The 18408-nt window shown below is 63.0% G+C and carries 19 protein-coding genes; 13 read left to right on the forward strand and 6 right to left on the reverse strand.

Features of this window, described 5'->3' with window-relative positions:
• Nucleotides 1–5: 5 nt before the first annotated feature.
• Together O7A60_RS11700 and O7A60_RS11705 are read left to right on the forward strand one after the other, a co-directional pair.
• Nucleotides 6–1034: a zinc-binding dehydrogenase gene (locus O7A60_RS11700; protein WP_337106390.1), complete on the forward strand. Its 1029-nt coding sequence runs from the start codon at nucleotides 6–8 to the stop codon at nucleotides 1032–1034.
• A 13-nt stretch (nucleotides 1035–1047) separates the two neighbouring features.
• Complete coding sequence (locus O7A60_RS11705; RefSeq protein ID WP_337106391.1) at nucleotides 1048–2031, forward strand: lipid A biosynthesis lauroyl acyltransferase; 984 nt, start codon at nucleotides 1048–1050, stop codon at nucleotides 2029–2031.
• A gap of 70 nt (nucleotides 2032–2101) precedes the next feature.
• On the opposite strand, the gene O7A60_RS11710 is transcribed toward O7A60_RS11705, so the two are convergent.
• Nucleotides 2102–2530, reverse strand: coding sequence for a L,D-transpeptidase (locus O7A60_RS11710; RefSeq protein ID WP_337106392.1), 429 nt, complete (start codon nucleotides 2528–2530; stop codon nucleotides 2102–2104).
• A 216-nt stretch (nucleotides 2531–2746) separates the two neighbouring features.
• Between O7A60_RS11710 and O7A60_RS11715 the strand changes: the two genes are divergently transcribed.
• From O7A60_RS11715 to O7A60_RS11735, 5 genes are all read left to right on the forward strand, one after another.
• Nucleotides 2747–4027 (forward strand): acetylornithine deacetylase/succinyl-diaminopimelate desuccinylase family protein, encoded by a 1281-nt coding sequence (locus O7A60_RS11715; RefSeq protein WP_337106393.1) that lies wholly within the window; start codon nucleotides 2747–2749, stop codon nucleotides 4025–4027.
• 160 nt (nucleotides 4028–4187) lie between these two features.
• Nucleotides 4188–5666, forward strand: a complete 1479-nt coding sequence (locus O7A60_RS11720) for an ABC transporter substrate-binding protein (protein ID WP_337106394.1) — start codon at nucleotides 4188–4190, stop codon at nucleotides 5664–5666.
• A gap of 317 nt (nucleotides 5667–5983) precedes the next feature.
• The gene (locus O7A60_RS11725) at nucleotides 5984–6931 is read left to right on the forward strand and encodes an ABC transporter permease (RefSeq protein WP_337106395.1); all 948 of its coding nucleotides are present in this window, start codon (nucleotides 5984–5986) and stop codon (nucleotides 6929–6931) included.
• Nucleotides 6928–7797 carry an ABC transporter permease gene (locus O7A60_RS11730; protein ID WP_337106397.1) on the forward strand — a complete coding sequence of 290 codons (870 nt, stop codon included), beginning with the start codon at nucleotides 6928–6930 and terminating at the stop codon, nucleotides 7795–7797. The genes O7A60_RS11725 and O7A60_RS11730 overlap by 4 nt, the downstream gene beginning before the upstream one ends.
• Entirely contained in the window at nucleotides 7794–9416 is a 1623-nt protein-coding gene (locus tag O7A60_RS11735) for an ABC transporter ATP-binding protein (RefSeq protein WP_337106398.1), read from the forward strand. Before O7A60_RS11730 ends, O7A60_RS11735 begins: the two co-directional genes overlap by 4 nt.
• Nucleotides 9417–9453: 37 nt before the next feature.
• Here the strand turns inward: O7A60_RS11735 and O7A60_RS11740 are convergent, their stop codons facing one another.
• Nucleotides 9454–9939, reverse strand: coding sequence for an NUDIX domain-containing protein (locus O7A60_RS11740; protein ID WP_337106399.1), 486 nt, complete (start codon nucleotides 9937–9939; stop codon nucleotides 9454–9456).
• Between the two features lie 44 nt (nucleotides 9940–9983).
• Nucleotides 9984–10415 (reverse strand): TerB family tellurite resistance protein, encoded by a 432-nt coding sequence (locus O7A60_RS11745; RefSeq protein WP_337106400.1) that lies wholly within the window; start codon nucleotides 10413–10415, stop codon nucleotides 9984–9986.
• A 118-nt stretch (nucleotides 10416–10533) separates the two neighbouring features.
• On the opposite strand from O7A60_RS11745, the gene O7A60_RS11750 reads away from it, so the two are divergent.
• The 4 genes from O7A60_RS11750 (at nucleotide 10534) to O7A60_RS11765 (ending at nucleotide 13022) form a co-directional block, all read left to right on the forward strand.
• On the forward strand, nucleotides 10534–11319 hold the full coding sequence (locus tag O7A60_RS11750; protein WP_337106401.1) for a TSUP family transporter: 786 nt from the start codon (nucleotides 10534–10536) through the stop codon (nucleotides 11317–11319).
• A 51-nt stretch (nucleotides 11320–11370) separates the two neighbouring features.
• The gene (locus O7A60_RS11755) at nucleotides 11371–11541 is read left to right on the forward strand and encodes a hypothetical protein (protein WP_084636692.1); all 171 of its coding nucleotides are present in this window, start codon (nucleotides 11371–11373) and stop codon (nucleotides 11539–11541) included.
• 105 nt (nucleotides 11542–11646) lie between these two features.
• The gene (locus O7A60_RS11760; RefSeq protein WP_337106402.1) at nucleotides 11647–12477 is read left to right on the forward strand and encodes a helix-turn-helix domain-containing protein; all 831 of its coding nucleotides are present in this window, start codon (nucleotides 11647–11649) and stop codon (nucleotides 12475–12477) included.
• 125 nt (nucleotides 12478–12602) lie between these two features.
• Nucleotides 12603–13022 (forward strand): VOC family protein, encoded by a 420-nt coding sequence (locus O7A60_RS11765; RefSeq protein ID WP_337106403.1) that lies wholly within the window; start codon nucleotides 12603–12605, stop codon nucleotides 13020–13022.
• Between the two features lie 9 nt (nucleotides 13023–13031).
• On the opposite strand, the gene O7A60_RS11770 is transcribed toward O7A60_RS11765, so the two are convergent.
• Nucleotides 13032–14507 carry a cobyric acid synthase gene (locus O7A60_RS11770; RefSeq protein ID WP_337106404.1) on the reverse strand — a complete coding sequence of 492 codons (1476 nt, stop codon included), beginning with the start codon at nucleotides 14505–14507 and terminating at the stop codon, nucleotides 13032–13034.
• On the reverse strand, nucleotides 14507–15121 hold the full coding sequence (locus O7A60_RS11775; protein ID WP_337106405.1) for a dimethylsulfonioproprionate lyase family protein: 615 nt from the start codon (nucleotides 15119–15121) through the stop codon (nucleotides 14507–14509). Before O7A60_RS11775 ends, O7A60_RS11770 begins: the two co-directional genes overlap by 1 nt.
• Before the next feature lie 144 nt (nucleotides 15122–15265).
• Between O7A60_RS11775 and O7A60_RS11780 the strand changes: the two genes are divergently transcribed.
• Together O7A60_RS11780 and mmsB are read left to right on the forward strand one after the other, a co-directional pair.
• Complete coding sequence (locus tag O7A60_RS11780; protein WP_337106406.1) at nucleotides 15266–16432, forward strand: isobutyryl-CoA dehydrogenase; 1167 nt, start codon at nucleotides 15266–15268, stop codon at nucleotides 16430–16432.
• Between the two features lie 26 nt (nucleotides 16433–16458).
• Nucleotides 16459–17343 (forward strand): 3-hydroxyisobutyrate dehydrogenase, encoded by an 885-nt coding sequence (mmsB, locus tag O7A60_RS11785; RefSeq protein ID WP_337106407.1) that lies wholly within the window; start codon nucleotides 16459–16461, stop codon nucleotides 17341–17343.
• 282 nt (nucleotides 17344–17625) lie between these two features.
• Here mmsB and O7A60_RS11790 read toward each other — a convergent pair whose 3' ends face one another.
• The gene (locus O7A60_RS11790; protein WP_337106408.1) at nucleotides 17626–18270 is read right to left on the reverse strand and encodes a cytochrome c oxidase assembly factor Coa1 family protein; all 645 of its coding nucleotides are present in this window, start codon (nucleotides 18268–18270) and stop codon (nucleotides 17626–17628) included.
• Nucleotides 18271–18408: the final 138 nt, after the last annotated feature.

Raw genomic sequence — 18408 nt, forward strand, 5'->3', positions numbered from 1 at the left:
GCTCCATGCGCGCACTGCAACTTATCGAGGACCGCCGCCTTGAAACGGTGGACCTGCCATCTCCGCCACCCCCCGCGCTTGGCGAGGTCACGCTGCGCATCAGGGCAGTGGCGCTGAACCATATCGACGTCTGGGGCTGGCGTGGCATGGCCTTCGCCAAGCGCAAGCTGCCGCTGGTCGTCGGCGCCGAGGCTTCCGGCGAGGTCGAGACGGTCGGTCCCGGCGTTTCCAGCCTGCTTCCCGGACAATTGGTGTCGATCTACGGCGCGCGCACCTGCGGCCTCTGCCGCGCCTGCCACGAAGGCCGCGACAATCTGTGCGAACATGTTTCGGGCGTTCACGGCTTCCATCTCGACGGCTTCGCGCAGGAGAAGATCAACCTGCCGGCGCGCCTGCTGGTCCCCGCCCCGCCCGGCGTGACCGACATCGGGGCCGCGGTAGCACCCGTTACTTTCGGCACCGTCGAGCACATGCTGTTCGACAATGCCAGGCTGCAGCCCGGCGAGACGATCCTTGTCCATGCCGGCGGATCGGGCATCGGTTCGGCGGCTATCCAGTTGGCCAAGCGGATGGGCTGCACGATCATCACCACGGTCGGCTCGAACGACAAGATCGACAAGGCCAAGGCGCTCGGCGCCGACCACGTCATCAACTACCGCGACGACCGCTTCGAAGGTGTCGTGCGCAAGCTGACGAAGAAGAAGGGCGTCGACGTCGTGTTCGAGCATGTCGGCACCGACACCTTTGCCGGCTCGATGCTGTGCCTGAAGCGCGGTGGCCGCCTAGTGACCTGCGGCTCGACCTCGGGCGTGTCGACGCAGATCAACCTGATGCAGCTCTTCCAGCAGCAGTTGAAACTGCTCGGATCCTTCGGTTGCCGCATGGAGAACATGGCCAACGCCATGCAGAAGATGGCCGCGGGGCAGGTCGCGCCTGTCATCGACACCGAGGTCGGCTTCGACGATATCGATGCCGCGCTGAAGCGCATGGAAGGCCGCGACGTCTTCGGCAAGATCATCCTGCGCATCGCCTAGAGCCTCGATTTCCGTGCTCAAGAAGGTTCGCCGGGATCTGACATTTCGCTATGGCAGACAACTGCGCCAGATGAATTACTGGCTTGTCGCGCGCGCGGCGATGATCATCATGTCGCTGCTGCGCCTGCTGCCGGTCGACAGCGCGCTGAATTTTGCCGACCGCACGGCTCGCCTCATCGGCCCAAGGGTCGGGCGCCACCAAGTCGCCATCGACAATCTGCGCAAGGCCTATCCGGAAAAGAATGATGGTGAAATCCAGGCCATCGCGTCCGACATGTGGGGCAACATGGCCCGCCTTGCCGCCGAATATATCTTTTTGGACGCCCTGTTCGACTATGACCCCGCCGGCGGCAAGCCGGGTCGGGTCGAGGTCAAGGGAACAGAGCATTTCGTCGAGATCGCGGCCGAGAAGCAGCCGCATATCGTCTTCACCGGCCATCTCGGCAATTTCGAGCTGCTGCCGGTGGCGGCCGCGACCTTCGGCATGAACATCACGGCGCTGTTTCGGCCGCCCAACAACCCCTACCTGGCCGACTACATCCTTTCGACAAGGCGGTCGACCATGGGAGGCTTGCTGCCTTCGATGGCTGGTGCCTCGTTCGCGCTAGCGGGAGTCTTGGAGAATGGCGGCAATATCGGCGTTCTCGTCGACCAGAAATTCTCCAACGGCCTGGACACCACCTTCTTCGGCCGTCCCTGCCAGAGCAACCGCGTGCTCGGCACCCTTGCCCGTCACTATGACTGCGATGTCTATCCGGCGCGTTGCGTCAGGTTGCCGGGCAACCGCTTCCGGCTCGAGATCGAGAACAAGCTGGTCTTGCCGCGCACCGCCGACGGCAGCGTCGACGTCCACGCCACCACCCAGATGCTGAACGACGTCGTCGAGCGCTGGGTGCGCGAGGATCCCGGCCAGTGGATGTGGTTCCACAAAAGGTGGGAGATCAGCAACTGGCGGCGAAAAAAGCGGCCGAACCCGGCTCCCGCCTCAGATACCTGAGCAAGCCGCTGGCGGGAACGTGAGTTCCTCCGCCAGCAGACAAAGCCAATATCAGTGAACCGCCAATTGCCTAATTGGTGACGACAATGCGCGTATTGCCGAATCCGACCTCGCGCACCATCGAATAGAATGCCGCGGCATTTGCCGTATGCAGCCTCACGCAGCCATGCGAAGCCGGGCGGCCGAGCTGCCTGACGGCGCCTGTTCCATGGATGGCATAGCCGCCATGGAAGAATACGGAATAAGGCATCGGCGACATTTCGTATTTGCGCGAATACCACATCCGCGCCGTGCGTTGCGGCCGGTAGGTGCCGCGTGGCGTGAAATAGCCTGGCCGAGCGGTCGACACGGCCCACCGATAGACCGAAGCGCCATAGCGGACCGTCATTGTCTGCGACGACACGTCGATATTCGCCACCAATGTGGCCGCCTCACCTGCGACCGATGCGCCAAACAGCGCAACAACCAATACTGCTGCCTTGAGAAATGACATTTTCATGCGATCAAACCCCTTTGATTGCCCCTTGCCTGCTCGCCATCACGTTCTTTTTCACCTTTTTAATGGCGGTGAACGGATAACACACAGTCCTTGATCAATTCGCCAATCCAAAGCAGCTAATTTGAACGATTTCCCGCGATAGTTGCCGCAGGGACACGTTGCACGGTTTGATCGACGGGCTTGCAAAACCACGGCGATCGCTGCTCAAATCGCGGCATGAACGAGCGACTCCTCAAGGCAATCGATATCAGGCGCGACGAGTTGGTGGCGCTGACCGCCGACCTGATCCGTTTTCCGACCGTCAATCCACCCGGCGAAGCCTACAGGCCATGCGCCGACTATATCGGTGCGCGGCTAAGGAAACGTGGCTTTGAGACCGAGTTCATCCGCGCCGAAGGCACGCCCGGCGACACCGATCGCTATCCGCGCGTCAATGTCGTCGCCCGTTTCGACGGCCGGTCACCCGGCGCCTGCGTCCACTTCAATTCGCATATAGACGTGGTTGAGGCCGGCGAGGGCTGGACCGTGGATCCCTTTGCCGGCGTCATCAGGGACGGCAAGGTCTATGGCCGCGGCGCCTGCGACATGAAGGGCGGCCTCGCCGCCTCCATCATCGCTGTCGAAGCCTTCATGGAAGTCTTCCCCGACTTTCCCGGCGCCATCGAGATCTCAGGCACGGTCGATGAGGAGTCCGGCGGCTTCGGCGGCGTCGCCCATCTGGCCAGGCTCGGCTATTTCTCGAAACCCAAGGTCGACCACGTCATCATCCCCGAGCCGTTGAACAAGGACCGCATCTGCCTTGGCCATCGCGGCGTCTGGTGGGCGGAGATCGAGACCAAGGGAGAGATCGCGCACGGTTCGATGCCGTTTCTCGGCGACAATGCGGTGCGCCACATGGGCGCCGTCCTGCGGGCCTTCGAGGACGAGTTGTTTCCGGCGCTCGACCGCAAGATCACGCGCATGCCGGTGGTGCCGGAAGGCGCCAGGCGCTCGACCATGAACATCAATTCCATCCATGGCGGCCAGACCGAGGATTTCCGGCCCGGCCTGCCCTCGCCCAACGTGCCCGATTCTTGCCGGCTGACCATCGACCGCCGCTTCCTGCTCGAGGAGGATCTCGCCACGGTCAAAGCCGAAGTGACCGGCATTCTCGACCGACTGAAGCGCGAGCGCGAAAAGTTCGATTATGAAATCCGCGACCTGATGGAAGTACTGCCGCTGATGACCGAGCGCGACGCGCCCGTGGTCAAGGCGGTGGCGCAAGGCATTCATGCAATCTTCGACCGCGAGCCCGACTATGTCATTTCGCCCGGCACCTATGACCAGAAGCATATCGCTCGCATCGGCTACCTCTATGACTGCATCGCCTACGGACCCGGCATTCTCGATCTCGCCCACCGGCCGGACGAGTGGGTCGGCGTATCGGACATGGTGGAATCAGCCAAGGTGATGGCGATCGGGCTCAACGTACTGCTGCGTGGCACTGCCACGGAATAACCCAGCATCGCGACAAGCTTCGACCTGCCGACAGAGCTGGCACAGCAAAAACATTCCCGGCCATCCTGCCCGGCAGCACGAAACGCAATTTACTCCCGCGCGAAATCACGCTTCTATCGCCCGGTTTGAGCACGTGTCCTGAACGCATGGGAGTTGCATGATGAGACTGTGGAAAACCATTCTGGCCGCGGCGCTCCTTGCGCTGGCCGCCGGAAGTCAGGCCTTTGCGGCCCGGACCGACCTGGTCATCGGCATTCCGCTCGAACCGCCCCATCTCGATCCAACCGCGGGCGCCGCGGCGGCGATCAAGGAAGTGCTCTACGCCAATGTCTTCGAGGGTCTGACCCGGATCGGCCCCAATGGTGAGGTTCTGCCGGATCTGGCCGAGGGCTGGACAATTTCCGATGACGGCAAGATCTATACGTTCAAGCTGCACACCGGCGTCAAATTCCACGACGGCGCCGATTTCAGCGCCGACGACGTGAAATTCTCGCTCGACCGGGCCCGCGCGGACAATTCGGTCAATGCGCAGAAGGGCCTCTTCGCGGCCATCGACAAGGTCGAGATCATCGATCCGGCAACGGTCAAGGTCACGCTGAAGAACCCGCAAGGGTCTTTCCTCTACAATATGGGATGGGGCGACGCGGTGATGGTGTCCCCCAAATCCGCCGATACCAACAAGGAAAAACCTGTTGGCACCGGCCCCTTCAAATTCCAGAACTGGGCCAAGGGATCATCGATCACTTTGGTAAAAGCCGACCATTACTGGGGCGCTCCGGTGTTCCTCGACAAAGTCGAGTTCCGCATCGTGCCGGATGCCGCGGCCTATGTGCCGGCGCTGCTGTCCGGCGACATCCAGGCCTTCCCCTTCTTCGATCCCGACAGCCTGGCACAGATCAAGGACGACCCGCGTTTCAAGGTGGTGATCGGCTCGACCGAGGGCGAGACCATCCTGGCGATCAACAACAAGAAGCCGCCTTTCGACAAGCTGCAGGTCAGGCAGGCGATCTCCTACGCGCTCGACCGCAAGGCGATCATCGACGGCGCCTCGGCCGGCCTTGGCCTGCCGATCGGCTCGCACATGTCGCCAGCCAACAAGGACTATGTCGACCTCACCGGCCTCTATCCGCACAATATCGACAAGGCCAAGGAGTTGCTGAAGGAAGCCGGGCTGGAGAACGGCTTCAAGGCGACGCTGAAACTGCCGCCGCCCAGCTATGCACGGCTGGGTGGCGAGATCATCGCCTCGGAACTTCGCGATGTCGGCATCAACCTCGAGATCATCCCGGTCGAATGGGCGCAGTGGCTGGACCAGGTGTTCACCAAGAAGGACTACGACCTGACCATCGTCTCCCACACCGAACCGAACGACATCGATATCTATTCGCGCAAGGACTACTACTTCAACTACGACAATCCGACCTTCGACAAGATAATTGCCGACCTCAACCTCACCTCCGACGAAGCCAAGCGCAAGGAACTGCTTGGCGAGGCACAGAAGATCCTGGCCGACGATGCCGTGGTCGGCTTCCTCTACGAACTGCCCAAGATCGGCGTCTGGGACGCCAAATTGCAGGGATTATGGGAGAACGCCCCGATCCAGGCCAATGATCTCACCAAGGTGAAGTGGAGCGAGTGAGGTTCGTTTCGTCATCCTAGGGCGTAGCAGGCGCGCAGCGCTTGCGCAGACCCTAGGATCCATTCCGTGACTTACGAGCACCGCTGCGGTGCAGAATCTGGGAGACGCGACAGTGGAGACAGAGAAACGCGATGCAGGTCTGGACCGTCGCGCGCTTCAACTTCCGTCACGGCATGGATCCTGGGGTCTCCGCGACGTCGCTTCGCTCCTGCTTCGCCCCAGGATGACGAAGTCGTGGTGAGCCGCCCTCAAAACAGAAGATGCGATGAGGCACCGGCGCGGCTTTTCCACGGGATCAATTCGGCCCCACGCCTTCCATGACAGCCTACCTCCTCAAGCGCCTCGCCATCGCCTTCGCAACGCTGGTCCTCGCCTCGATGGTGGTGTTCGCCGTGCTGGAGGTCCTCCCCGGCGACCCTGCGCGGCTGATGCTGGGTATGAATGCCAGCGCTGATCAGGTCGAACTCTTGCGCAACCAGATGGGTCTCAACGCGCCACTTGTCCTGCGCTACCTGCATTGGGCCGGTGGCCTGCTCAGCCTCGATTTCGGCCGCTCCTATACCTATTCGGTGCCGGTCATCGATCTCGTGCGTGAACGGCTCGCCGTCTCGCTGCCGCTGGCGCTGATCGCGCTGGCGCTCTCTACCATCATCGCCATTCCGGTCGGGCTTTATTCCGCCAGCCGGCGCGGACGGGCCGGCGACACGATTTCAATGGGCGTGGCGCAGCTTGGCGTCGCCGTCCCCAATTTCTGGTTCGCGCTGATGCTGATCTATATCTTTGCCGTCTGGCTGCGCCTGGTCCCAGCCGGTGGTTTTCCCGGTTGGGCAGCCGGCGCCTGGCCCGCGCTGAAATCGCTGCTGTTGCCGGCGGTAGCGCTTGCCCTACCACAAGCGGCGATCCTGGCGCGCGTCACCCGCTCGGCGCTGATCGAGGTGCTGAACGAGGACTATATCCGCACCGCCCGCGCCAAGGGCCTGCCCTATCGCGCCGTGCTGTGGCGGCACGCGCTGCGCAACGCCATGATCCCGGTGCTGACCATTCTTGGCCTGCAATTCGCCTTCCTGCTCGCCGGTACCATCATCATCGAGAATGTCTTCTATTTGCCCGGTCTCGGCCGGCTGGTGTTCCAGGCGATCACCCAGCGCGACCTGATCGTCGTCGAAAGCGTGGTCATGCTGCTGGTCGCCGCCGTCATTGCCGTCAACCTCGTCGTCGACCTTTCCTATGCGGCGGTCGATCCTCGCCTGAGGACCCGGCAATGACGCTGCGCATCGACATCCCCGAAGAGACGTTCCGCAGCATCCTGGCCAAGGCGTTTGGGAACGCCGCATTCGTCGCCGGCTTCGTCATCACGGTGCTGATCCTGGCAATGGCCATCGTCTCCTATGCCTGGACACCTTACGATGTGACAAAGCTGGTCATAGGGGACAAGACGCAAGGCCCCTCGCTGGCGCATTGGTTCGGCACCGACCATTTCGGCCGCGATATCCTGTCGATGATCATGGTTGGCGCGCGCAATTCGATTGCCGTGGCGCTGGTCGCCGTCGGCATCGGCATGGGGGTCGGCGTGCCGCTTGGCGCCTTCGCCGCGGCGCGCGGCGGCCTCGTCGACGAGGCGCTGATGCGCGTCAACGATCTCGTCTTCGCCTTCCCCGCGCTGCTGTCGGCCATAATGATCACCGCCATTTTCGGGCCGGGCGCCATCAACGCCATCATCGCCATCGGCATCTTCAACATTCCGGTCTTTGCCCGCGTCGCCCGCGCCGGCGCGCTTGCCGTCTGGCCGCGCGAATTCATCCTTGCCGCGCGCGCCGCCGGCAAGAGCAGCACGCAGATATCGATCGAACATGTGCTGCCCAATATCGCCACGCTGCTCCTGGTGCAGGGCACAATCCAGTTCGCGCTGGGCATCCTGGCCGAAGCCGGGCTTTCCTATCTCGGCCTCGGGGCGCAGCCGCCAATGCCGAGTTGGGGCCGCATGCTGTTCGACGCCCAGACGCGCATGGTGGTGGCGCCGTGGATGGCGATCTTCCCCGGCATGGCGATCGTCGTCACCGTGCTCGGCCTGAACCTCCTGGGCGACGGCATCGCCGACATTCTCGACCCGAAATCGCGGCGGCAGCGATGAGCCTGCTCGAAATCGACAATCTGTCGCTGACCATCGGCGACACGCAGGTCCTGAAGAACATTGAGCTCTCCGTCGCGCCCGGCGAGGTGATGGGACTGGTCGGCGAATCCGGCTCCGGCAAATCGATGACCGCGCTGACGGTGATGCGGCTCCTGCCCCATGCCGCACGTGCCACCGGGCGCGTCACATTCAACGGCATCGACATTCTGAGGGCAACCGAGGACCAGATGTGCGCCCTGCGCGGCGACGACATCGGCATGGTGTTCCAGGAACCGATGACAGCGCTCAATCCGGTCAAGACGATCGGCGAACAGGTCGCGGAAGGCATACGCTGGCACACCAGGGCAAGCCGTGCCGAGGCCGAGGAGCGCGCGCGAAAAATACTCGACCGCGTCGGTCTGCCCTCGGCAAAGTTCCCGCTGTCGCGCTATCCCCACGAACTGTCAGGCGGCCAGCGCCAGCGCGTCGTCATCGCCATCGCCTGCGCGTTGAAGCCGAAGCTGCTGATCGCCGACGAGCCGACGACGGCGCTCGACGTGGTGCTGCAGGCGCAGATCCTGGACCTCCTGCGCGACCTCGTTGTGGAGAACCGCATGGGCCTGCTGCTGATCTCGCATGATCTCGCTGTCGTGACCGAGATGGCCGACCGCATCACCATCCTGCGCCATGGCGAGGTGATGGAAGCAGGCGACACGGCGCGCACGCTCTCCGGTCAGCTTCATCCCTATACGCGCCAGCTGGCGCAGGCTTCGATGCATGTACCGACGCGTGCCAAGCCTCACCGTGTCGGGACGGACCAACCCTTGCTCCAGGTCGAAGGCGTCACCCGCGACTACCCCGGCCGCCGCATCTCGCTGTTCAGCCGTGCGCCGGCGATTCCCGCCGTCGACGACGTCTCCCTTTCGATGGCGCCGGGCCAGTCGGTGGCACTGGTCGGCCGCTCCGGTTGCGGCAAGTCGACCCTTGCCCGCATGATCCTGGCACTGGACCGGCCGGGTTCGGGCGCGATCCGGTTTCGCGGCGAAGCCATCACCGGCAAGAGCGAAGCCGAGCTGAAGCCGGCCAGGCGCGATATGCAGGTCGTGTTCCAGGATCCCTACGGGTCCTTCGATCCACGCCAGAAGGTCGAAAAACTGGTTGCCGAGCCGCTTCATGTCCTGGAGAAAAAACCGACGCGGGCCGAACGCCGCGAGATGGTGGCGCACGCGCTCCACGAGGTCGGCCTCGACCAACGCGACATGGACAAATACCCGCACGAGTTTTCGGGCGGCCAGCGTCAGCGCCTGTCGATCGCCCGCGCCATCATCACCCGCCCGAAACTGGTGGTCGCCGACGAGCCGGTCTCGGCACTCGATGTCTCGATCCGTGCCCAGATCCTCGACCTGTTCGCCGATCTCAACCAGAAGCTTGGCATCGCCTATCTCTTCATCACCCATGACCTTACCGTCGCCCGCGCCATCACGGACGAAGTGCTGGTCATGCATGACGGCAAGATCGTCGAGCGCGGCAGAACGAGCGAAGTGCTCGACCATCCACAATCCGAAGCCGCAAGGGCGCTGGTCACCGCCGCCCCGGATTTGCATCGCGCGATCGCTCGACGGATGCAGGAACAGGGCTGATGCATGTCGCCCAAAGTGGCGCCGCTTTGGTACCCTCTCAGATCATCTGGAATTTTCCGGTGGTCTTGAACCGGAGATAGGCGTCAACGCTGCGCGCCATGTTTGGCAGCATCTCAGGCAGGCTGTCGACCGTGAACCAGCCGACGGCGCTGCTCTCGTCGTCGGTGACGGCCGGCTCGCCTTCAAAGCGGCGCGTGTAAAACATCAGTGCGAAGAACTGCGCGCGATCGCCATTCGGGAACTGGAAGGTTTCATAATTGGGGTCGCAGCCGAACCCGAACGGCTCGACACCGCTGACGATCAAGCCGGTCTCCTCAAGTACTTCTCGGACCACCAGGGTTTCCAGGCCCTCGCCTTCCTCGGCATTACCGCCGGGCAAGCCCCACAAGCCAAAATCGATTCGTTTCTGCAGGAGAATGCTGCCGTCTGCGCGTTCGATGACGATACGAGCACCTGGCATCAGCACCAGACGGTCGCCGATCAGCACCCGCAATTGTCCGAGGTAGCTATCGGCAAAGCTCACACAAACAGCCCCTCGGCGCTGGCGATTGGTTGTCTCATGCAGTGTCAACCTTCCGGCTTCACCACATCGACCGGGCTGATGTCGAGCAAATCGAGCGTGCGGCGGAGCAGCCGCACCTCGGTTTCGGCCAGCTGCGAATCCGCCTTGGCGATCTCCGCCATATGCTGCGCCAATTGCTTGCGCCGCTCGACGTCGAGGTCACGGAACAACGCGATCGCCTGCGAGCCGTTGGTCTCGTAGCCGAATTCGTTGAGGTATTCGATGACGGCATCGATGCTGGTCTCCGGAATACCGAAGGCATCCTTGCAGATGCGCCGGAAGGCAACCATCTCGCTCTCGCTCACTGTGCCATCTGCCAGGATCATCCGGAACAGCATCAGCAGTTCCGCCGAGAGGACGGGATCGTCCGCGACCTTGCGCACGCCCGGGTCGCCGTCGAAGATCGAGCGTATCTGGTCCAGCAACGCGAATGCCATGAACGGCCCCTTTCCGATTCCTCTTCAATAGAATTAGCGCGGAATCGGCCTTGCGCAAACGGGGTGGTCGTGGTCGAACGCGCGCTATCTCAGCCGACCGGACATCTCGACAGATCAGATGATCGACCTCAGCATCCAGTCCATCGCCATGCTTGCCCTCGCGGCTTTTGCCGCGGGCTTTGTCGATTCGATTGCCGGCGGCGGCGGACTGATCACCATTCCGGCGTTGCTGCTTGCCGGTTTCTCGCCGGTCGAGGCGCTTGGAACCAACAAGCTGCAAGGCATGTTCGGCTCCGGGTCGGCGACGATCCACTATGCCTCGAAAGGCCATGTCGACCTGCGCCGGCAATTGCCATCGGCGCTGCTGGCACTTGCCGGCGGTGCCGTCGGCGCGTTGCTGGCCACGATCGTGCCCGGCGACCTGTTGCGCGCGGCCCTGCCGCTGGTGCTGATCGCCATCGCGCTGTATTTCGCGCTCAAGCCCAACATGAACGATGTCGACCGGGCCGAGCGCCTGTCGCCCTTCCTGTTCGGCGTGGCCGTGGTGCCGGCCATCGGGTTCTATGACGGCGTGTTCGGGCCGGGCGCCGGTTCCTTCTACATGCTGGCCTTCGTGACGCTCGCCGGCTACGGAGTGCTCAAGGCGACGGCGCACACCAAACTGCTCAATTTCGCTTCCAACATTGGCGGTTTCATCGTCTTTGCCGCCGTCGGCGTCATCTCCTGGAAGATCGGCCTGATGATGGGCGTTGCCCAGTTCCTCGGCGCCCGGCTTGGTGCCAGTCTCGCCATGCGCATCGGCGCCAAACTGATCAAGCCGCTGCTGGTCATCGTCTGCGTGGCTCTGGCGGTGAAGCTGCTGGCGGATCCGGCCAACCCGCTGCGTGTCATGATTGGTGTGTGATCACGCGCCTGTTACAATATCGCTGTTCGAATCATGTTGGAGGAGCCAGACATGAATCTCAGCGCGCCTACCCAGATTGTTTTCATCATTTCCCTGGTCATCGCCATCATCGGCATTCTTGCCGCGCTTGGCGTTTTTGCGTTCATTCCGCTCGCATCGGTGTGGATCGTGCTCGTCGCCTACATCGTGCTCGCCGCCGGCTGCCTGATGCGCGGCGCCTGACAAGTTTCCCTCGACAAGTGGGGACCGAGAGCGCCCGGCCAAAAGCCGGGCGTTTTTGATTTTGATGCGGGCTCTGCTAGATTTGGCTTGGCGGAAGGATGGCCAATGCCAATCGAGATGCAGCGCCGGAAAGAACTGGATCGCTCCATATCGGGGCTATTCGAAATGCGCCGGCGTTTTCCCGATCCTGCGCTCGAGGGCGTGGTCATCGACATCTGCGGCTATCGCGAGACGGCGGCGGGCCATTTCCGCAATGTCGAATACGCGTCGCTGACGGTGCCGTTGGTGATCAGCTTCGCCGAGCCCTTCGCCATCGGCCTCGGCAGGACGCCTGGTGACAATGACCGCTTCGCCAGTTTCGCCGCCGGCCTTTTTGCCGGTCCGGTAATGATCGAATCCTTCGGCGGCGCCTGCTGCATCCAAGTCAATTTCACCCCTCTTGGCGCACGCCGCTTCTTCCGCCTGCCGATGAGCGGCTTGACCGACAGCATGGTCGTGCTCGATGACGTGCTTGGCGCGGAAGGCATGGCGCTGCGCGAACAGCTCGGCAACGCGCCTGACTGGACGGCGCGTTTCGATCTTGCCGAGGCCTTCGTCGCCGCTCGTCTTGAGAGCGCCGCTGAGACGCCGCTGGAAATCGCCTGGGCTTATGACCGTATCATCGCGTCAGGCGGCCGGACCCGGATTGCATCGCTTGCCGAACGGCTGGGCTGGAGCCGCAAACACCTTGCCGACAAATTCTCCGACGCGACCGGCATTGGCCCCAAGACGCTGTCGCGAATCGTCCGCTTCAACCGGGCGCTCGGCCTGTCGAGGCAGCCAACCGCCGACTGGGCCGATATCGCCGCCGATTGCGGCTATGCCGACCAGGCGCATCTTGTGCGCGAATTTCGCGAGTTTGCAGGCGAGACGCCAACGGCACTTTCGGTCAGGTAACATTTCTTCAAGACGCTGGAACGGCCTTCGAACAGAGTGATGCATGTCGCCCAAATTTGCGCAGCAGTTTGGGACAACACATGCACAAACAGGGATTTATCGATCAACCCACGAAGGAGGTTCCCATGCCCGCCATCCCTGAAGCACCCCGGCTCTACCCTGCTTTGCGCTACAAGAATGCGGCAAGGATGATCGACTGGCTGGGCGAAGCCTTCGGCTTCAGCGTCCGTGCCCGCTATGGCGAAGGCGATGTCGTGCATCATGCCGAACTGGTCTTCGGCTCTTCGATGATCATGCTGGGCACGGTGCGCGACGACGACTACGGCAAGATGGTCGGCGAACCCGGTTCAGGCGGCGGCAAGTCGATCTATATCGCCGTCGACGATGCCGACGCCGCTTACGCCAAGGCCAGGAAGGCCGGCGCGACGATCATCCAGGAACTGACGAACCGCGATTACGGCAGCCGCGAATTCATCTGCCGCGATCCCGAAGGCAATGTCTGGTCGTTCGGCACCTACTGGCCGAAAGCAGATGAAAAGGCCTGATTTTGACCTTCAACGTGCCAGCGCGAAAATCGCATCGCAGTCGAGATGGTTCTCCAGCTCGGCCGCGACCTCGTCCAGCGCCCGCTCGACCTCGGCGCGGTAGTCGATGCCGCCGCCCCTGATGCCGAGGCTTTCGAGGAATTTTCCCCGAAAGGCATCGGCGCCGAACAGGCCATGCATGTAAGTGCCGATCACCTTGCCATCGGCGGAGATCGCACCATCCTCGATGCCGTTGATGATCGCCGACGGCCGCACGGTGTCCGGGCCGGTGGTGCGGCCGAGATGGATCTCATAGCCCTCGAGCGGCAAGTCAAACGGCACAGAGCGGGCACTGACATTGCGCACCGTCTTTTCCGGCTCCATCACCGTTTCGATATCAAGCAAGCCCAGCCCTTCGGCATCGGTGACGCTGCCTTCGATGCCGTTGGGGTCGCGCACCGTGCGGCCTAGCATCTGGAAACCGCCGCAAATGCCGATGACATGGCCGCCGCGCTTGCGGTGCGCCGCCAAATCCCGATCCCAGCCATTCTCGCGAAACTTCAGGAGGTCGCCGATCGTCGACTTGGAGCCGGGAATGACCACCAGCCCGGCATCGGCCGGCAGCTTCTTCCCCGGCGGCACGAACACCACCTCGACCTGCGGTTCGGCCTTGAGCGGGTCGAGATCGTCGAAATTGGCGATGCGGCCAAGCATCGGCACCGCCACTTTCAACGCGCGCGCCTCACCGGACGCCAGCCGCTCCAGCACCACGGAATCCTCCGATGGCAGCCGCGCCGCCGCCTTCAGCCACGGCACGACGCCAAAACAGCGCCACCCGGTGAATTTCTCGATCGCCTTCAGGCCATCATCGAACAGCGAAACATCGCCCCGGAACTTGTTGATGAGGTAGCCGACGATCATGCGCCTGTCCTCTTCCGGCAGGATCAGATGCGTACCGGCGACCGAGGCGATAACGCCGCCGCGATCGATGTCGCCGACCAGCACCACCGGCACGTCGGCGCGCGTGGCAAAGCCCATATTGGCGATGTCGCGGCTCCTGAGGTTGATTTCGGCCGGCGAACCGGCGCCCTCGACGATGACGAGGTCGGCGCCCTCGCCGACCTTGCCCCAGGAATCCAGCACCGCGTCCATCAGCCGGCCCTTCAGCGCCTGATAGTCGCGCGCCCGCGCTTCGCCGAACACCTTGCCCTGGACGATGACCTGGGCGCCGACATCGGTCTGCGGCTTGAGCAGCACCGGGTTCATATGGACCGACGGCGCAACCCCGCAAGCGATCGCCTGCAGCCATTGCGCACGGCCGATCTCGCCGCCGCCATGGTTGTTGTCACCGGGAATATCGGCAACGGCAGCGTTGTTCGACATGTTCTGCGGCTTGAACGGCCGCACCTTCAGGCCGCGATTCCTGGCGACGCGGCACAGCCCGGCGACCAGCACCGTCTTGCCGACATCCGAGCCCGTGCCTTGCAGCATGATCGCTTTGGCCATCAGCTCTGGCCCTGCGTTGCGGTTCCGGTGACCGTGGACTTCTGCGCCAACGGCCCGCCGTGCCAGATATAGAGCGCCAGCAGCGGTTCCTTGCCAGTCCGCATGGCGTGGTTGACATTGGAGGCGTGATGGACGACCTCGCCGGCTTCACGCGTGCGAAAACTGCCCTCGCCCATGCGCCATTCCGTACCGCCGGTCAGCGGAATGTAGATCTCCTCGGCGACGTGATGATGGTCGGGATAGACGATCCCGGGCCCAAGGATCAGCAGCCCGGCCGCAACCTCGTCATTGGCGAAATGGCCGCGCGTGCCGAACATTTCCAGCCAGCCATAATTGTCGATGAAATCTTTCCCGAGATCCGCTTCGCCGTAAGTCTGCCCCCAATGGAGGTCGTTGCGCCGCCGTGCCAGCAATTGCACCAGGGGTTTCGCGGCCATCGGCGCCAGCTCAGCCGCGCGATCGAGATGGCGCAGGCAACCAAGCGCATACGGCTCCAGATCGCGGGCCGGCATGTCCCAGCCTGTGCGCGCCACGGCCTCGCGCACCAGGGCGTCGTCGACGGAAGCAAGGTAGGCGTGGAACTGTTCCAGCAGTTCGTCGAATTTTGTCGTCACATCTTGCTCCGGCCATGCATTGGTGCACAGCCGCTCCGCGGCGGGTCGGGTTGCGCGGCGGCATCATTGGTCTAGATTGGTGCGCGCGCAAAGCCAAAAACGACAGGCCAGCGGGCTAGCTGGCCAACATATAGGGAGCACGCCATGGACGCCGCGGTCGATGCGAGCACCAGCCAGTTCGAACTCAACGAGGAACAGCGCGCCATCCAGGAGATGGCGCAGGCCTTCGCCGCCGATCGCGTTGCGCCGAATGCACTCGACTGGGACCGCAGGAAACACTTCCCCGCCGACGTGATCCGGGAAACGGGACCGCTCGGCCTCGGCGGCATCTATATCAAGGACGACGTCGGCGGTTCCGCACTCGGCCGACTCGACGCGGTGCTGATCTTCGAGGCGCTATCACATGCCGATCCGGCCTTTTCGTCCTTCATCTCGATCCACAACATGGTGGCCTCGATGATCGACCGTTTCGGCAATGAAGAACAGCGCCAGCGTTTCCTGCCGAAGCTCACCTCCATGGAATGGCTGGCGAGCTATTGTCTGACCGAGCCGGGTTCCGGCTCCGATGCCGCTGCATTGAAGACCCGCGCGGTGAAGAGCGGCGGCGACTATGTTCTCAATGGCGCCAAGCAGTTCATCTCGGGCGCCGGCGACAGCGATGTCTACGCCGTCATGGTACGCACCGGCGCCGACGGCCCGAAAGGCATCTCCACCATTGTCGTGCCCAAGGATGCGCCCGGCCTCTCCTTCGGCGCCAACGAGCACAAGATGGGCTGGCATATGCAGTCGACCCGCCAGGTCATCTTCGAGGACTGCAAGGTGCCGGCGGAGAACCTCCTGTCGGGCGAAGGCGCCGGTTTCGGCATCGCCATGGCCGGGCTCGACGGCGGCCGGCTGAACATCGCCGCCTGTTCGCTGGGCGGCGCCCAGTCGGCGCTCGACAAGGCGCTGGCCTACACGGCCGAACGCAAGGCCTTCGGCTCGAAGATCAACCAGTTCCAGGCGCTGCAGTTCAGGCTAGCCGACATGGAGACAGAGTTGCAGGCCGCGCGCATCTTCCTCTATGCGGCGGCCTCGAAGCTCGACCGCAAGGCGCCGGACGCCGGCAAATGGTCGGCGATGGCCAAGCGCTTCGTCAGCGACACCGGCTTCGACGTCGCCAACGATGCGCTGCAATTGCTCGGCGGCTACGGCTATCTGCACGACTACGGCATCGAGAAGCTGGTGCGCGATCTGCGCGTGCACCAGATTCTCGAAGGCACCAACGAGATCATGCGCGTGATCATCGCGCGCGCGTTGATCGGCCGCTGAAGCCAGCAAGCTCCGGGAGAGAGACAATGACCACCATCGCCTTCATCGGCCTCGGCAATATGGGCAATCCAATGGCCGCAAACCTGGTCAAGGCGGGCCATACGGTGCATGGCTTCGATCTGATGCCGGAAAACCTCACCATCGCGCGCGAGCATGGTGTCGTCGTCATGGCCAACGCGGCCGCCGCGACAAAGGATGCCGATGTGGTCATCACCATGCTGCCCGCCGGCAAGCACGTGCTGTCGGTCTATGAGGACATCGCTCCCAAGGCTAGAAACGGCGCTTTGTTCATCGATTCCTCGACCATCGACGTGGACTCGGCACGCAAGGCGCATGCAATTGCCGCGAAACACGGCCTGCTGTCGATCGACGCGCCGGTTTCCGGCGGCACCGGTGGTGCCACGGCCGGTACATTGACCTTCATGGCCGGGGGTTCCGACGAAGCTTTCGCCGCCGCCGAGCCGGTCTTGAACGCGATGGCCGGCCGCATCGTCCATTGCGGCGGTGATGGCGCCGGGCAGGCCGCCAAGATCTGCAACAACATGATCCTCGGCATTTCGATGATCGGCGTCGCCGAGGCCTTCGTGCTGGCGGAGAAACTCGGCCTGTCGCATCAGGCGCTGTTCGACGTCGCCTCGACGTCGTCAGGCCAGTGCTGGTCGCTGACCACCTATTGCCCGGTGCCCGGCCCAGTTCCCACTTCGCCCGCCAACAAGGATTACAAGCCGGGATTTGCTGCGGCTCTTATGCTGAAGGACCTGAAATTGTCCCAGGAAGCAGCGCTTGGCGCCGGCGCGGTGACGCCGCTCGGCGCCGAAGCGGCGCAGCTCTATGCCTTGTTCAACGCCCAGGGACATGGCGGCGCCGATTTCTCCGGCATAATTAATTTTCTGCGCGGCAATTCAGCGTAAGCGGCGGATTCCATAGAGCTTTTTCGGATATTCCCAGGGAAAGAGCGGCAAATTTAGATTTGCTTAAGCTCTCGATAACTCCGCGGTAACGATGTCCCTATAAAACGGATTGCGAGGCGGACATATCGCATCCGCCCGGCGCTCCGGATCAGGTCTCGCGTACCGGAGCCCGTAAGTTTCGCAAGTGTCTTCGTAGCGAAACGCCATGCGTATCTGGCAAAGCCGCGTTCCCGATGGGGCGCGGTTTTTGCGTTTCCGACCCCTTTATCATCGACGATCCGTCTATATTCCGATCGCCGCGCCCGGGATCGGCACGTGATCTTCATTGGTCAGCACGATCGGTGCATCGACGCCGTCCACGCGGACCACAAGCAGGCGCGTGGTCCAAGTGCCCGCATTGCGAACCAGATGGGAAAACACGGTGCCCTTGCCCGTGGCGCCGTGGACGGGAATGCTGAACTGGGCATCGCCCGCCCCATTCGCATTAACGTTGAGGTGGCCTCCGACCCAGAAATTGTCGGTCACATCGTCGCCAATGGCGGCCTTCACCCGGGTGTCGGCGCGGACGGCGTCCATAGTCATTCGGAAGGCGTCGCTGCCTTTGAGCACGAAGGGGATGCTGCCGACCATGGTCGCACAGCCGCCGATGCTGACCACCCAGACGGCAAGGCCGGCAATCGCCCAATTGCGCTGCGTCTTGCGGAACTGCTCGGCGTCGCGCCAGGCACGGTTCCGCCAGGCCCAGCGGCTGCCGCGCGCGCCGAGCACGAAGATCATGATGAGGTTGACGACGGGGATCAGCGCCAGCAGCGCGATGAAAGTGCTGTTGCCGATGCCCCAAATCCAGTTGAGGAAGAAGGCGCCCCAGTTCCAGCGATCGAGTTCGGCTGGAATTTCAGCCGGCTGGTTGAGCGGTTGTCCGGCCATGTTGTCCCCCATCGATGCGTATGCCGATCGGTTCTAGCGCATGACTTCGACGATGCGCAAAGAAGTTCCGCGACGCCCGCTTCAACCCTTTGTCGAAAGCCGGCGAAAATTTGCCTTCACGGCGCGGCCGGCCGGCAT

The organism is Mesorhizobium salmacidum (SeqCode), from assembly GCF_037179605.1.
Lineage (GTDB): Bacteria > Pseudomonadota > Alphaproteobacteria > Rhizobiales > Rhizobiaceae > Mesorhizobium > Mesorhizobium salmacidum.

Excerpts from the sequence above, each read along its gene's own strand:
- O7A60_RS11735 (WP_337106398.1), top strand. The coding sequence starts at position 7,794 with ATGAGCCTGCTCGAAATCGACAATCTGTCGCTGACCATCGGCGACACG.
- O7A60_RS11790 (WP_337106408.1), bottom strand. The coding sequence starts at position 18,270 with ATGGCCGGACAACCGCTCAACCAGCCGGCTGAAATTCCAGCCGAACTC.
- O7A60_RS11770 (WP_337106404.1), bottom strand. The coding sequence starts at position 14,507 with ATGGCCAAAGCGATCATGCTGCAAGGCACGGGCTCGGATGTCGGCAAG.
- O7A60_RS11750 (WP_337106401.1), top strand. The coding sequence starts at position 10,534 with ATGATCGACCTCAGCATCCAGTCCATCGCCATGCTTGCCCTCGCGGCT.
- O7A60_RS11755 (WP_084636692.1), top strand. The coding sequence starts at position 11,371 with ATGAATCTCAGCGCGCCTACCCAGATTGTTTTCATCATTTCCCTGGTC.
- O7A60_RS11710 (WP_337106392.1), bottom strand. The coding sequence starts at position 2,530 with ATGAAAATGTCATTTCTCAAGGCAGCAGTATTGGTTGTTGCGCTGTTT.
- O7A60_RS11725 (WP_337106395.1), top strand. The coding sequence starts at position 5,984 with ATGACAGCCTACCTCCTCAAGCGCCTCGCCATCGCCTTCGCAACGCTG.
- O7A60_RS11730 (WP_337106397.1), top strand. The coding sequence starts at position 6,928 with ATGACGCTGCGCATCGACATCCCCGAAGAGACGTTCCGCAGCATCCTG.
- O7A60_RS11720 (WP_337106394.1), top strand. The coding sequence starts at position 4,188 with ATGAGACTGTGGAAAACCATTCTGGCCGCGGCGCTCCTTGCGCTGGCC.
- O7A60_RS11700 (WP_337106390.1), top strand. The coding sequence starts at position 6 with ATGCGCGCACTGCAACTTATCGAGGACCGCCGCCTTGAAACGGTGGAC.
- mmsB (WP_337106407.1), top strand. The coding sequence starts at position 16,459 with ATGACCACCATCGCCTTCATCGGCCTCGGCAATATGGGCAATCCAATG.
- O7A60_RS11715 (WP_337106393.1), top strand. The coding sequence starts at position 2,747 with ATGAACGAGCGACTCCTCAAGGCAATCGATATCAGGCGCGACGAGTTG.
- O7A60_RS11760 (WP_337106402.1), top strand. The coding sequence starts at position 11,647 with ATGCCAATCGAGATGCAGCGCCGGAAAGAACTGGATCGCTCCATATCG.
- O7A60_RS11765 (WP_337106403.1), top strand. The coding sequence starts at position 12,603 with ATGCCCGCCATCCCTGAAGCACCCCGGCTCTACCCTGCTTTGCGCTAC.
- O7A60_RS11745 (WP_337106400.1), bottom strand. The coding sequence starts at position 10,415 with ATGGCATTCGCGTTGCTGGACCAGATACGCTCGATCTTCGACGGCGAC.
- O7A60_RS11780 (WP_337106406.1), top strand. The coding sequence starts at position 15,266 with ATGGACGCCGCGGTCGATGCGAGCACCAGCCAGTTCGAACTCAACGAG.